We start from the raw sequence: 14,569 nt of genomic DNA, 5'->3' as shown, positions 1-14,569 counted from the left end.
TTAAGGCGTTTTAGAACTTGGCTTTCAGGCCGACATAGTACTGACGGCCCAGAATGTCGCCGTAGTTCAGGGTCGGATAGGAAGGTTCTTCGTCGGTCAGGTTGGTGACACCGCCGCGTACGGTCAGTTTTTCATTGACATCATACTGAGCCGAGATGCTGTGGCGCAGGTTGGCGTCGATGTTCGGCGTCGGCGTGTTCTCGATGGTGTCGGTGCGGTTGACCTTGCCTTCGGAAAGATAGAAGGCCGAATAGGACGCGCGGTACGGGCCCTTGGACCAGTTAACGTCAACGCGTGTCGTCCATTCCGGTTGAAGGGTCGTGCCATCGGTGCGGGTCAGATCAAAGCCAGTAACGGAGGTTTCATAGAGCGCCAGATGGGTGGCTTCCATACCCAGTTCCAGACGGCCCAGATCACGGTCACCGAAGTATTTACCCAGCGGGAAGGTGTAATTGACGTTATAGATCTCACCTTCCATGTTGACCTGACCGGCATTGTAGGTGGTGGTCACGGCGGTGACGACATTGCCGGTGGTCGCATCACGGGTAAAGGTTGAGCAGACATCCACCGGACGCACGCTTGAGTCATAGCAGGTCGACATGAAGTTGACTGGCGCAAAGGCCGACAGGCCGTTTTCCAGTTCAACCTTGAAACGGTCAACCACAACCGTCAGGCCACTCAGGAAGGTCGGCTGGAACACAAAGCCGTAGGTCGTGGTTTCCGACACTTCGTTCTTCAGATCAGCATTGCCGCCGGTGGTGACCATAGCTGAGGAGAAATTGGTCGAGTCGTTCTGGAAGGTCGTAAGCGCTGCCGGATTGCGTCCGGCGGCCGTCCATTCAGCCTGACAGTTGGCCAGACGGGTGGCAGGTGCCGGGCCGGAGTTGATGTAACGGAAATCGCACGGGTCCTGCCCCACGCTGCCCAGCGCTGTCGATGTCGGGGCAAACAGTTGGGTCAGGGTCGGCGCGCGGAAGTTGCGGCTTTGGTTGGCGCGGAAGGCGAACGAATCGACTACCTGCCAGCGGATACCGGCGCCCCAGACATCTTCGTTACCCGCGATCGAGTGATCGACATAACGATAGGCGCCGCTGACTTCCAGAGCCTGCACGAACGGCAGGGTGAAGTCGCCGCCCACGATCGGGATCAGCACTTCGGCGGAATATTCGTCGGTCTTATATTCGCCCTGGGTCGCCAGGGTTTTCGTGCCCGCCCCGACCGTGCCATTGAGGTTAGCAGGCAGCGGATTAAACTCGGCCTCTTCCTTGCGGTGCTCATAGGCCAGCGAGAAGTTGACCATACCGGCGGGCAGGTTGATCAGATCGCCACCGATGGTCGCCAGAAAATCATCCTGGGTATTCTTATAGTCCGAACCGACTTCTGCCGAGACATAGGCACGGCCAGCTTCGGTGACATTGCCGGTACCGAACATGTTGATGGGCACGCAGGCCACGTCATCATTGGTGGTCGAGACATCGGCATTGACCGCGCAGACGATCTGCCCCGATGAGTTTTTCACCGCATTAACGGCCTTGGCCAGATTAGCGGTGATGGTGCCCCACCCGCGGCTCTTGCCTTCGGTGACGCCACGGCTGTAGGACACATCCCAATAGAAGTTACGGTCAAAGGCATCAAAGTCACCGGAAATGCCACCGAGGGCCCGGTAGCTTTCGGTGATGTACTCACCCGCCCGCGACGGCCACAGATCAGCCCAGATCTTAGACATGAACAGAGGCGCACCGGCCCCAAACGATGGCGACGCGGTGGTAAGCGCCGTAATCGTGTCCGGTGTCAGGAAGGCGTTGTTGCGGGTAAAGGCGATGTAGCCCGAACCAGTCGCCGGCGCGTTCAGCACCGTGTTCGACTGATAGGATTGGTACGGGTCGTAACCTTCGACCTCAGCATAGGTGACTTCGCCATAAAGCTTGACGCGGTCGGTCAGGTCGTAATGGCCGATCAGGGTCGCGGTACTGCGCTCTACGCCGGTGTATAGGGCGGCCAGTTCGCGGTAGCTGAAGCCATCTCCGCCGGACGAGAACGGAATACCGCCGGGTGTGCCGGAATCATAGGCGGCAAGGCCGGTGCCCGCATCGTTGAACTGAGTGTAGGTGCCGTTGCTTTTCAGGATAAAGCGCGGCGTGCCGTCCGGGTTCAGGGCCGGTGCCGGGGCGGTCGCGAAGATCACGCCATTGGTGTTGAACGACCAGAAGCGGGTATCAAGGTTTTCACGTACGGTCGGAATGCCGTCGCTGGGGTTGGTATTGCCACTGGAGACGTTGACGCGGCCAAGGGCGCTGCGCGGACGGTCGTTCCAGTACAGAGGGTCGGTGCTGGACCAGCCGGCATCAAAGGCCAGATTGCCTTTGCCATTATCGAAATTGTGGCCGAACGTGGCGCGAATGGCGTTCTTGTTATAGTCACCGCGTGACGACGTGCCGGTCTGGATATCCAGTTCCGCGCCTTCGAAATCGTCCTTCAGCACATAGTTGATGACGCCAGCGATAGCATCAGAGCCATAAACGGCCGCGCCACCGGCCTGAACCACGTCAATGCGCTTGATCAGGCCCGACGGAATGATGTTAGTGTCCACGGCGTTGCCGTCCATGCCTGATTGCGAGGCAATAAAGCGGCGGCCATTGACCAGCGTCAGGGTACGCCCCGCACCCATGCCGAACAGGTTCGGGAACTGCTGGCCGGTGCCTGCATCATTACCCGTGCCATCGGCCAGCGGGAAGGATGCGGAGATCGAGGTCGTCAGGTTGAGCATTTCGCCCGCCTGCACGACACCGCGATCCGTCAGGGTCTGGGCATCGATCATGGTCAACGGCGCGGACGTCTTGGTGCTTGAACGGCGGATACGCGATCCGGTCACGACCACTTCCTGCACAACCTCGTCTTCGGCGGGCGGCACAGCGTCCTGCGCATAGCTCACGGTTGCCATCAGGGTCGACATCAAAAGGCTGCCGCCAAAAATCGTCGATGCCATTAATTTGTTACGATTGGTCACTCTCATATCCCTCTTGCCTTTAACCCTGCGGATCGCCCGAACCGGCAATGACTATCCCCTGCCGTGAGGTTCGACCGTTAACAAAGGAGGCCCTTTGTACCCGCAAAGCAAAAAATGCCTCTGATGCAGACGTTAAGGCTCGGATGCGGGTTTTTCATGCCTTTATTAATGTCGTCACAATAGCGACACAAAATTTTTATTCGGTTAGCGAAACGCACAGGCAATTTTTATTCACCAAACCATCACTGTGTCAATCTCACCACAAATGGAAATGACGTAAGGTTTGCTGTGTCATTATGCCCACACACTCAAGCCCGGCAACCGTTTGCGGTGATGCCTAACCCGGCAATCAGGCTTGAAGCGGCCTATGCCCCGTTACCAGCGTGCGCATTTTTTATTCGCGACGGTTTTCAGGCGGATATATTGAAAACCGTCCACCACGCCGTCTTTTCCGGGCAATTGTGCGGCCTTACGCGTAAAGCACGGCCCAAACGCCTTGGGCGACGGATCGATCGTTTTAGTGCCGTCGATATTGATGGCGCGGAAATCGGCAACCGCCTGCGGCCCCAGTTCTGCCGTCAGCATGGCCTCGAAATAGGCCCGGTCAAAACGCTCGCCCTTATGGCGTGCCGCAAACATCGGCGCCAGGAAGCTATCAAGAGTGCGTTTGCCTTTGGAGTTCTCGCGGATTTTGACATCCAGATCGGCCCAGTACAGCGCGCCACGCACATAGGGCGTGTGGCGGATTTTCTCATCACCAAAGCCGACACCGACGATCCTGTCCGCCGACCAGTTGCGCGCCGGTGACGTGTAATAGTTGGCGACCTGCTCATTCAAAAGGGCTGCATATTCGTCCAAGCTGACCAGCCCGCCCCGCAGCGGCAGGATGGTGGTGTAATAGACATTCAGCCCTTCGGTGAACCAGTTGTCGGCCACCCCGCCTTCGATCCCACCGACCCACTGATGGCCCATTTCGTGAAAAATGGTGATGCGGATGTCATGGATATCTTTTTGGGCGGTTTCACTCATCGAAAACATGAAGGAGTTGCCCAGCGCCGTACCACCGCCAAACGGCGGGGTCTTAAGGCCACGCAGAAACACCCGGTAATCCGGCGCCGGGTCCATATATTTGAATGAGGTGGACAGCACCTTATAGGCCTTCGACGCCCACACCATCTCAGCCTCGGCATCGAACGGCAGCGCCCCCAGCCAGTAGGCATTGAAATGGCTATCTCCGGGAATGGCGTAATGCTGGGCAGGCCCGGCCATCAGCCAGCCGCCGGTCAAAGCCTGTGGCGCGCCCTTGAGCTCAAACGCGCCTTCGCCAAAGGTGGTCACCCCGACCGATCCGGCCTCAAGTCCGCTTAAGTCCCAGGTGACTTTTGAGCTCGTCGTTCCGGCATTTTCCGGCAGCATGAGAAAGCCACCGCCCGATCCTGACACCCCACCGCCTGACGGGCGGATGCCAAAGGCCGGGCCGCCGAGACTGTTTGGCGGTTGTACCAGCGCACTATAGCTGACCGTTACCGGATAGGTGATGGCGCGCGTGGCCGTCCAGTGGCGGTAATAGGGAAAGCCGCCGGAGACGGGCTTGTCTTCCGACACGGTAAAGCTGATCTCGCCGTCGCGGTCGGTGACCTTGAGGCCCGTAATACGATCGGCCACGCCGGTCACGGCGGCATAGGTTACCGGCGCATTGAGCCCAAACGGCTTATCGCCCGCCACACCATTGACGACCTGCGTGACTTCGATAGCCGAGACCTCACCGCCCGCATTGCGCACCGGCTTCCAGGTCATGTCGAGCACTTGCCCTTGAGCGGCACCCGCGGCCAGAACGGCGGCGATGGGGAGTAAAACCTTGATCATGTTACACCGCACACTTTTTATCGGAAACACCTTTGACCCGCTGCCACAGATAGCCCTTGGTCAGGCGCCCCTGCGGGCTGAAGGTGATGTCATGCTTTTGCCCGTCGCGCTCGATCTTCAAGGTGATCGGCTCGCGTGGGTCGTCCTGAATCGCGTCGATAATCAGGGTATTGGTGACGACATCGCCGTCTTTTAGACCTGCCTTCGCGGCCGGAGAGACCGGATCGAGACCCGCAATCACCCGCGGCCGGTTGATCAGGCTCGACATCTCAAAGCCCAGTTCAAACACCGGCATCCGGGTTTCGACGCGTTTAAAACATATCCCCAAAGCGTTCGACGCCGGAATTTGCACGGCACCGTTCATCATAGCCTCAAACTCGGTTTTGGCCTGTGGACCCAGTTCCGCCACCAGCAAATCCATCCAGTCTTTTTCGGTCACCGACAAACCGTCATTGTGCCGTTTCAGATAGGCGCGCACCACATCATCCAGCGTGCGCTCCCCCCCCGATTTGGCGCGAATCTGACCGTCAAGCACATGGAAATACATCGACCCGCGGTTATAGGGCTGGATGCGCTGCCGCGGATCGGTCCAGAAGTTCTTGATCGCCTCAGACATCGCAACGTTAATGCGGATATTGGAATAATAGGCGCGCGCCGTTTCGTTAAAATCCTCCAGGAACTGATCGGGCGTAAACAGGCCGGTCATGAACGGGGCGCGGCGCTGATAGTAGACGGCAATGCCTTCAGTAAACCAGCCGGCATCCGGATTACGACCGCTGTCATCGGCTTCCATCAGACCATGCAGATAGACATGGACCATTTCATGGGAAATCAGGCTCTTAATGCCCAGTTCGCTTGCCTGCGGGGCCATGGTCGCAATCAGGCCTTCCGGGCCTGCCGTGCCGCTGGTGCCGCCATAGATGTTGGAGCGCATCAGCACCGTAAACGGCGGCGGCGATGAGAATCCGAAATAGCCCGACATGCGCGTGTAGGCATCGGATGACCAGTCGAGCAGCGGCTTCTGCGGGTGGTTATTGATGGCAGTCGAGGCGGCGCGGAACACACTCGGCGTCGTCAAGTCATCGGGGGTGGAGATCAGATTTCCGGCCATAAAATAGGTTTGACGCAGGCGGCTGATCGGCTCGGTCACCGCCTTCGGATCGCGCGCATAAGACGTGATCGAGCGCGCCCCCTGCGGCAACTGTTTCAGATCCCAGCGGATGCTAACCTCATAGGGTTTTTCCTGATCGGGCAGCAGCAGGATCGATGATCCTTGTGCGCTCGACCCTGGCCCCTCTGCGCGCAATTCCCAGTTCGGGCCGGAAATGGTTTCCTGCGAAGTTGCTACATCATAGCTTAGGATCACATCGCCCACCGGCGCGCGATCGGTCGTGAAAATCTGCGCCGGTGCGCCCATATAGCCGGTGCCGTCCGATGCCGTCAGGTTAAGCAGCCCCTTGTCATCGTGGGCGGTGATATGGCTGAGGCGGTCAGGAATACGCTGCAACGGCCCCAGGGTTTTCGGGATCGTAAAGCGCATGACCGGATCGCCCGCCGTGGTGTCAAAGCGGCTCTCGACGGACCAGCCGGTGACGGCACCCGCCGACACCTGCGGCGTCAGAGTCAGGTCGAGTTTCAGCGGCTCAGCGACCGCCCCGGCTGCCAAAACCATCAGGGACGCACTCAGAAAAAAACTACGCATATTGCGTCTCACAATTTACAGGCGGCATCATAATTTACAGGCGATGTCTGGCACATCGGTTTTGCGCTGCCACTGATGGGCGGCCACGGCCTCACCGCGCGGCAAGTAGGATATGTCGATCACCGCCTCGCCGCGTTTGACCTTCAGCGTCATCGGGCTGGTCTGGGTACGCTGGGCGTCAAACACGCTGGTGGCCTCAATGACCACATCACCGTCTTTCAGCCCCGCTGTCTCCGCCGCTGATCCGGCCCGCACACCGCTGATCAGCTTTTTATCGAGCGACGGCTGATCAAAGCCCAAATCAAACCGGCGCACGGTTGCGGGCACCACGCTGAAACAGGGCCCCAAGGCACCGACTACAGGGATCAGGGACTTACCCGCGACCATGTCGTCATAGTCAGTCTTGGCCGTTGCCCCGATCTCGGCGCTGACCAGCGCCAGCCAGACCTCGATGCCGGGCGTTTCACCGGCTTTCTGTTTGGCGATCATGGCCTGCACCATCGTATCCAGCGTTTTGGCCCCGCCGGTCGCCGCCCGGATCTTGGCATCTGTATTGATCAGGTACAACAGCCCGCGGCCATAGGGGATGGTCTGGGCGCTGTTGTCTTTCCAGAACGCGGCCGCCGCATCGGCATTGCTGAGCGCGCTCAACGGATTGGACCAATAGCTGAACGCCCGGTCATTGATCATGTCACCGACCTGAGCCGGGGTCAAAAGACCAGCTCTCTGGGCCAGCATGATCGAGTAATATTCCGCCGTGCCTTCGGTGTACCACGCTGAATCGCCATGCTCGCCACCGATTTTCAGCCAGTTATGGGCCATTTCGTGGGCCAGCAGCGCCTGAAGCCGATCCAAGGTCGGGGGATTACCCGCGTCATAGCCAAAGATAAATGACGACGCCAGAGCCGTGCCGCCCATGCCGCTGAACGGGTTTTCGCGCACAAAGACGCGGTAGCTTCCGCCCTCAGCCTTGAAAAACGTCGTCATCTGTCCGTAGAGCGCACCAATTTTCTGCGCCACAGTTTCGGTGTCGAACGGCGGGGTTTTCGTCCAGTACATCGAAAAGCCATCGGCTTCATAGGTCTGGACGTTGCCGGCATAGTAATAGCTGAAGTTCCACAGGTCGGTCGGGGCAATCTGCTTGACCTGCCCCTCCCCCAGACTATGCACGCCCTTGGCACCCGCCGGGTAAGCCGACATATCCCAGTTGAGCGTCACGCTATAGGGCGTCTTTTTATCGGGCAGGGCCAGAAAGGTCATGCCCGCGCCATTGACCCCGCCGAGCTGACCGCGCAGATCAAACAGAGGCCCCATACGGGTTGTGCCGGAGACTTCGCGCACATGGGCACGGTAGGTCAGGATCACGTCGCCTTCCGTCGCCCGGCCCGCATTGAAATGACGGTACTGCCATTGCGGCGTGGCGGGCTGATCGGCCTGGGTTATAGCCACAGTGCCTTTGGCATCGGTCACTTTAAGGTCTTTGGAGTCAAGTTTAATGCCCGGCATGGACACGATCATCAGCGGCAACCGCGCCAAAGTGTCACCGGCGGCGGCCTTCGGGGCCTCAAGCTTTATGGTCACATCGACATAATCACCGGCCCCGGCTGCGGTCGCGTGGGGTTTCAGCAGGATATCCAGTTTCGGCGGCGCTGATTGCGCGAAAGCACTCACGGACATCAAGCTCATCATGGCAAAGGCGGCGGCGATCTTAGATTTCATGTGCAAATCCCCTGCATATTGCGCGTATATTTCCACGGTAGCGCAGGCACGTCTTTGCGAATTGCGCCCGTAAGCCGGAAACTTTATGCCCACAATGGCTTATATCAGAGCTTTATCAGATTTTGGGAAGCGCCGCTAAGGCCCGCTCGATATCGGCGTGATCGTTGAATACCGACACCGAATAGCGGAAACGGTGCTGAGACACGGTGATCCTGATCTTAGCCGCCTCCAGCGCCGGATTAAGCTTTGTGCGCGCATTTTCCAGCACGCAGGCCACCATCGGTGTTTTCGCATCCGTAGGCGTCATCAGCCTGTAGCCGCGTTTGGGCAGTTCAGCCTTAAGGTGATCCGTCAAAGTCTGGGCATGGGCCTGAATACGGTCCACCCCATTGGTCAGGATGTAGCCCAACGAATAATCAAGCTGGGCCAGTAGGGATTCTGAGCTGGTGCCGACCGCAAACAAGCCGCGCGCCCCGTCATCAAAGGCATAGTCGGCAATGGTATCCCCCGGCGTATCATAGGGATAGATATGGCTTTTGAACGCGCTCATGCCGTAATAGCCGACGAACGGGCGTTTGATCAGCTTTTGCACGTCCTTACGGGCATAGACAAAGCCCATGCCGAAATCGCCCATCAGCCACTTATAGCTGGCGCAGGCGGCAAAATCGACGCCGGTCGCCTTGACATCGACCGGCACGCAGCCCGCCGCATGGATGATGTCGGCATAGACCAGCGCCCCTTGAGCATGAGCCAGATCGCACACAGCCTTAAGGTCGTGCTCAAAGCCATTGATGGTCGAGACCAGCGACAGGGCGACAAACTTGGTGCCCGGCGTGATGGCCTTTTTGATGTCTTCAAGGTCAATGCGGCCGTCGCGGTCGCGCACCCAGACCACCTCACAACCTTGTTTGGCCAGTTCCTCATAGAGCGGGATCGAGCCAAAGAAATGCAGGGTGTCGGTGACGATCCGGGCTTTTGAATCCGCCAGCCCCAGCCCCGCCACGATCATGTTTTCGCCCATAGTCGTGGACTGAACAAATGTGACTTCGTCGGCCTCAGCATTGATCAGCTTGGCGAATTTCTCCAGCACGCGTTTTTCATTAAGCTGCACGCCCTGAAAGGCCGGGTCCATAAAGCGCTTGGCCTGATAGGCCTCTAAGGCCGCCTTTGCGCCTGTGCTGAACGGATGCATGGTGCCGGAATTGAGGTAGGTCACCTCCATCGGCCCAAACGAGGTCTTATCCGGAAAGCTGACGGGTTTATCCGGCCCGGCAAACGGGTCTGTCGCCGGTGCGGCAGCGGTATGCGCTGTTGCGGTTCCGCCAAATGCGGCCCCCATACTGGCCATTGCGCCCACAGTTCCCACCGATGCTACCCCCGCAGTTTTTAACCAATCACGACGCGTTACCGGCATAAGGATGACCCTTGCTCAAAACTCAGTATGGGGATGATGATATAAGCAATCGTTGAAATTTTTAGCCCAACTGCATCTATTTTGATGACATAAGCGCCCCTGCGGCCACAAAAACCATCCGACGGCGCATGATTTATGCCGGTTAAGAAAACGCAGCGCAGACTAATAAATGCGTATAAATTTCAAATCCTGCATGATTTATACATTTTACCGCTACCACTCCGCCAAAAAAGCGACAAACTACCCCCAAGCGGTGTTAATGTTTCCACCTACGATCAGCATATCAAGAAGGGGCCTGAGTATGCGACGCGCCTGTGCATCTGTGATGGCAATTGCCATGTCGCTGGGGCTGATGTTATCGCCCGCAACCGCCCAGGACGCGATCAACGTCACCACCCCACGCACCCTGACTCAATCCCAAACTACCCTTAACTACACCGCCGGTTTTACCGAAGAGATTTTGAAAAACGATAAAGGCGAAGCCGTCGTCTCCCTGTCGGCCATTTCTTATGTCCGCGACGGCGATAAGGCGACACGCCCCGTCATCGTCTTTTTCAATGGCGGCCCCGGAGCGTCATCATCCCCGCTGCATATGTCGGCGTTCGGCCCGCGCATCCGCGACAAAGACGCCCTGATCGACAATCCCGATACCCTGCTGGATGCCGCCGATCTGGTGTTTATCGACCCGCCGGGGACGGGCCTTAGTCGTGTTTTTAAAGCCGATGAGTTGCGCAGTTTCTTAGGCGTCAATCACGATGCCGCCGCCGTCCACGGCCTGATTGCCAAATGGCTCAAAGCCAATGGTCGCGAAACCTCTCCGCTCTATATTGCCGGGGAAAGCTATGGCGGCTACCGGCTGGCGGTCATGTCAGGCCAGATCGCCAAGGACAAAACCTTACCCAATCTCAAAGGGCTGATCCTGATTTCGCCGTCGCTCAATATGTCAGAATCGCGCGACATGGGGCAGGTTCTGGAACTACCGACCCTGGCCGCAGGCGCCTGGCACCACAACAAAATCGACAGAAAAGGCCGCAGCCTTGAGGCCATATTCAACGACGCGCAAAGCTTTGCGATCTCGACCTACGCCCCGGCCCTGCTCAAAGGCGCGCAGATCACACATGCGGAAAAAACCGACGTGGCCAAGGGCCTGTCCGGCCTGATCGGCCTGCCGGTGGAGACGATACTCGCGGCCAATCTGCGCGTCGGCAGCCAGACTTACCTTGAAGCCCTCAACGCCGACAAAGACCAGTTGACCGGCCGGCTCGATATGCGGGTTGTGGCTCCCATAGCCCCGCCTGCCAATCCGAACCGCCCCGCCGCCGCTAATGATCCGTCACTGGGCCTTGGTAAATCCAATATCATCACATCGCCCCTGATCACCCGCTACCTTAAGGATGAGCTGAACTTTCCGGCCACCACCGACTATGTGTCGCTGTCGCTAGAGCTGAACTTTCAGTGGAACTGGGACGATATGAACAAGGACCGGCAGTTCGTGATGAACGTCACCCCCGATCTGGCCACCCTGATGAAAGACCGGCCCGACCTTAAGATGATGGTGGTTGGCGGCTATTTCGACCTGGCCACGCCCGTTTGGGCGGCGCGCTATGAGATCGAACATGCCGACATGCCGCTGGATCGCGTCACGTTCAACGCCTATGCCACCGGCCATTCGGTCTTTAACCCCGCTGACAATCTGACGGCCAAGGCCGATCAGATCAGAGCCTTTATCAAAGAGTAAAGTGTCATGGCCGAAGAACCGTTATCGAGCGTAGATATCCGTATTCTGGAGCAGATCCAGAAAGACTCGTCCCTGTCGACCAGCGACCTGGCTGACCGGGTGGGCCTGTCGCAATCACCGTGCTGGCGCCGGCTGCAACGCCTTAAGGATGAGGGCTATATCAAGGGCCAGGTCGCCCTGCTGGATCGCCATAAGTTCGGTGCGTCCCTGATGCTGTTTGCCTACCTTAAGATGACCACCCTGACCGACGAAAAGCGCGCCGAGTTCCTGCGTAAAATTGAGATCACGCCTGAAATCCTGGAGTGCCATTCCCTGTTCGGCGAAAAGGACATCATGCTCAAGGTCGTGGCCCCCAGCATGGAATGGTATCAAAAGTTCATCTTCAACGTGATTCTGAAACTGCCGGGCGTGGTCGATATACAATCGACCGTGACCCTGACTGAGCTAAAATCAACGACCGCCATTCCGTTGCGCGGGTCTAAAGCCCTTTGAGCATGAATTAACCCGGTAGTCTCATTTGCAACCGGATTTTATGCGCGCGTCACTGACCGGCCCGATGAGAAAAACATATTTATTCGCGTAAGGCAGCGTAGCGTACCTTTGCGAAACTGTCACAAAACATGAGCAGGGGAATTGATCATGACTGTGCGAACCGTCCGTAAAGCCGCCCAAAATTCCGTAGTGGGCGCGCTAGCCCTCATCTTATGTGCAGGCGCTGCCCTGCCCGCATTCGCGCAAACGCCGCCATCTGTGGCTGAAAACTTCGCGCCCGCCGCGTTTGGTGACGCCGTAGTCACCAAGCACAAGGGCACGTTTGGCGGCCAAAAGATCGACTATACCGCCACCGCTGCCCCCTATATCGTCAAGGATAAGTCCGGCAGTGACGCTTTGTCGGTCGTAACCTTTTCCTATGAGGCCAAATCAAAGACCGCGAACCGCCCGGTGATGTTCATCTTTAACGGCGGCCCGATCAGCCCGTCGGTTTATCTGCACATGGGTGCCTTTGCCCCTAAGCGCGTGCATATGCCCGATGACTTAAGCGCCGATCCGTCTACGTTTAAGCTGGTCGATAACCCCAATGCGCCGCTTGAGGTCGCCGACCTGGTGTTCATTGATCCGGCGGGCACCGGCTACAGCCGCCCCCTGCCCGGCACTGACCTGAAAGACTGGTTTTCGGTCGAAGCCGATGGTGAGCAGTTCGCGCAGGTCATCACCCAGTGGGTCAAATCGCGCGGCCGCGAAGCCTCTCCCGTCTATATCTTTGGCGAATCCTACGGCACCATGCGCGCCCCGCAGATCGCCAAAAAGCTGGCTGAGGATGAGACACCTCTGACCCTTGGCGGGGTCGTTCTGTTTGGGCAGGCCGCCAATATCGTCGATTATGTCCAGCGTCCGACCAATATCATTTCCTATGTCGTGTCGCTCCCGACGCTGGCCGCCACCGCCTGGTATCACAAGGCGGTCGATACCCGCGGGCTGTCGCTTGAGGCTTTTGTGGCCGAGGCGCGCAGCTTTGCCGACACCGAGTACCTCGCGGCCCTTTATCGCGGCGGCGATTTGCCTGACGCGGAGCGCGATGCGGTCGCAAAAAAGCTGGAAGGGTTCACGGGTGTTCCCGCCAAAACCTTTGCCGATGCCCGCCTGCGCATTTCCAAGGAAGCCTATCGCCGCCTGCTGTTTAAGGACAAAGGCCTGATCATCGGCATGGCCGACACCCGCTACACAGGCCCGCTCGATAAGGGTGATCCATCAAGTGTGGCCCCCAATGCCATGATTAATGGCTTTGTTCCTTATGCCCGCGATTTTCTGAACATCAAAACCGAGGTCAAATATCTGACCAACAGCCCCGTCACCGGCGGGTTGGACGGCTGGGACTGGGGCTATGGCAAGGGGCCGTTTAGCGACTGGCCCTATTTTTCGATGCTGACCGATGTGCTAAAAACCCAGCCGAAGATGAAGATCATGGTTGGCGTCGGCTGGTACGACACCCAAACCACCGTTGGCGGCTCGGAGTACCTTTTGAAACAGGCCGGATGGCCCAAGGCCAATACCCGCCTGACCTATTACGAAGGCGGGCATATGAACTATTCCAATTCAAAGGCGCTGGAAAAACTGGGCGTTGATATCCGCGCCTTCCTTAAGGAGGGCCAATGAGTTACGCCCACTATGATCCCACCGCCGTCATAAAATGGCTGGATTATCCCGGCTGCATCGCGGCCGTGCGGCTGGCGATGGCGGCGTTCTCAGCCTCCGAAGCGCCCCAGCCCTTGCGCACCATCATTCCACTGGCGCCGCTTAAGGTTCTGGCCCTTATGCCAGGGTTTCTGATGGATGAGGCCGCGGCGGATAAACTCGGCATCTATGGCGGTAAGATCATTTCGGTCGTGCGTAATCCTGAAAATCCGGGCAGGTCAAAGCATCATGGCCTGATCATCGTGTTTGATCCGAAAACCGGAGAGTTAGTCTGCTCGGCTGATGCGGGCGAAGTCACCGAAATCCGCACGGCCTGCGCCTCTGCCGTGGCGACCGACGCATTGGCGCGCAAGTGCGCCAAACGCCTGACGATCTTTGGCGCGGGAGCTCAGGCCAAATCCCACATCGAGGCCCTCCGCCATGTCCGCGATTTAGAGGACGTGCGCATCTGGGCGCGTGACTATGATAAGGCGGCCAATTTCGCCGCCGACATGGCCTTATCCACGGGCTTGAGGGTCTATGCCGTCGCCTCCGCCCCCGATGCCTGCAAAGGGGCTGATATCATCTGCACCACCACCGGGTCATCTGAGCCGATCCTGTTTAGAGACTGGGTCGAAGACGGCACCCACCTGAATATCGTCGGCTCCTCCGGCCCCGGCCCGGTCGAGGTCGATAACGATCTTGTCGTCGCCTCACGCTATATTGCCGACAGCCGCCGCTCGGTGCTGGCCGCAGGCGCTGAATTTCTGGTCGCCAAAGAGGCCGGTCTGATTAGCGACGACCACATTGTCGCGGAAATCGGCGAAGTCCTGAACGGTACGGTCATTGGCCGCCGCAGCGATACCGATATCACCTTTTACAAATCGCTGGGCCATGTCGTGCAGGATCTCTGTTCCGCCGCCTATATCCACGCCAAAGCCACCGCTTAAG

At 58.2% G+C, this 14,569-nt stretch carries 9 protein-coding genes; 4 read left to right on the top strand and 5 right to left on the bottom strand.

The window, feature by feature from the left end; translation table 11 throughout:
* Nucleotides 1-10: 10 nt before the first annotated feature.
* The 5 genes from IE102_RS16255 to IE102_RS16235 all read right to left on the bottom strand — a co-directional run bounded on the left by IE102_RS16255 (nt 11) and on the right by IE102_RS16235 (nt 9,642).
* Nucleotides 11-3,007, bottom strand: a complete 2,997-nt coding sequence (locus IE102_RS16255; RefSeq protein WP_229807820.1) for a TonB-dependent receptor domain-containing protein — start codon at nt 3,005-3,007, stop codon at nt 11-13.
* Nucleotides 3,008-3,382: 375 nt separating this feature from the next.
* Nucleotides 3,383-4,873 carry a M61 family metallopeptidase gene (locus IE102_RS16250; protein WP_189488647.1) on the bottom strand — a complete coding sequence of 497 codons (1,491 nt, stop codon included), beginning with the start codon at nt 4,871-4,873 and terminating at the stop codon, nt 3,383-3,385.
* Nucleotide 4,874: 1 nt separating this feature from the next.
* Nucleotides 4,875-6,575, bottom strand: a complete 1,701-nt coding sequence (locus IE102_RS16245; protein ID WP_189488646.1) for a M61 metallopeptidase family protein — start codon at nt 6,573-6,575, stop codon at nt 4,875-4,877.
* 27 nt (nt 6,576-6,602) lie between these two features.
* Nucleotides 6,603-8,294 carry a M61 metallopeptidase family protein gene (locus IE102_RS16240; RefSeq protein ID WP_189488644.1) on the bottom strand — a complete coding sequence of 564 codons (1,692 nt, stop codon included), beginning with the start codon at nt 8,292-8,294 and terminating at the stop codon, nt 6,603-6,605.
* A gap of 115 nt (nt 8,295-8,409) precedes the next feature.
* Nucleotides 8,410-9,642: an aminotransferase class V-fold PLP-dependent enzyme gene (locus IE102_RS16235; protein WP_229807819.1), complete on the bottom strand. Its 1,233-nt coding sequence runs from the start codon at nt 9,640-9,642 to the stop codon at nt 8,410-8,412.
* Between the two features lie 367 nt (nt 9,643-10,009).
* Between IE102_RS16235 and IE102_RS16230 the strand changes: the two genes are divergently transcribed.
* The 4 genes from IE102_RS16230 (at nt 10,010) to IE102_RS16215 (ending at nt 14,568) form a co-directional block, all read left to right on the top strand.
* Complete coding sequence (locus IE102_RS16230) at nt 10,010-11,446, top strand: S10 family serine carboxypeptidase-like protein (protein WP_189488640.1); 1,437 nt, start codon at nt 10,010-10,012, stop codon at nt 11,444-11,446.
* A gap of 6 nt (nt 11,447-11,452) precedes the next feature.
* A complete protein-coding gene (locus IE102_RS16225) occupies nt 11,453-11,938 on the top strand; it encodes an Lrp/AsnC family transcriptional regulator (RefSeq protein WP_189488638.1) in 486 nt (161 codons plus the stop codon).
* Nucleotides 11,939-12,085: 147 nt separating this feature from the next.
* On the top strand, nt 12,086-13,600 hold the full coding sequence (locus tag IE102_RS16220; protein ID WP_189488636.1) for a S10 family peptidase: 1,515 nt from the start codon (nt 12,086-12,088) through the stop codon (nt 13,598-13,600).
* On the top strand, nt 13,597-14,568 hold the full coding sequence (locus IE102_RS16215) for an ornithine cyclodeaminase family protein (RefSeq protein WP_189488634.1): 972 nt from the start codon (nt 13,597-13,599) through the stop codon (nt 14,566-14,568). The genes IE102_RS16220 and IE102_RS16215 overlap by 4 nt, the downstream gene beginning before the upstream one ends.
* Nucleotide 14,569: the final 1 nt, after the last annotated feature.

It is taken from the genome of Asticcacaulis endophyticus, assembly GCF_014652575.1.
Lineage (GTDB): Bacteria > Pseudomonadota > Alphaproteobacteria > Caulobacterales > Caulobacteraceae > Asticcacaulis > Asticcacaulis endophyticus.
This window is presented reverse-complemented; position numbering and strand designations above follow the sequence as displayed.

Bases quoted from the DNA above. Each gene is read 5' to 3' on its own strand.
- IE102_RS16220 (WP_189488636.1), top strand. From the start codon at position 12,086: ATGACTGTGCGAACCGTCCGTAAAGCCGCCCAAAATTCCGTAGTGGGC.
- IE102_RS16245 (WP_189488646.1), bottom strand. From the start codon at position 6,575: ATGCGTAGTTTTTTTCTGAGTGCGTCCCTGATGGTTTTGGCAGCCGGG.
- IE102_RS16230 (WP_189488640.1), top strand. From the start codon at position 10,010: ATGCGACGCGCCTGTGCATCTGTGATGGCAATTGCCATGTCGCTGGGG.
- IE102_RS16250 (WP_189488647.1), bottom strand. From the start codon at position 4,873: ATGATCAAGGTTTTACTCCCCATCGCCGCCGTTCTGGCCGCGGGTGCC.
- IE102_RS16240 (WP_189488644.1), bottom strand. From the start codon at position 8,294: ATGAAATCTAAGATCGCCGCCGCCTTTGCCATGATGAGCTTGATGTCC.
- IE102_RS16225 (WP_189488638.1), top strand. From the start codon at position 11,453: ATGGCCGAAGAACCGTTATCGAGCGTAGATATCCGTATTCTGGAGCAG.
- IE102_RS16215 (WP_189488634.1), top strand. From the start codon at position 13,597: ATGAGTTACGCCCACTATGATCCCACCGCCGTCATAAAATGGCTGGAT.
- IE102_RS16235 (WP_229807819.1), bottom strand. From the start codon at position 9,642: ATGGCCAGTATGGGGGCCGCATTTGGCGGAACCGCAACAGCGCATACC.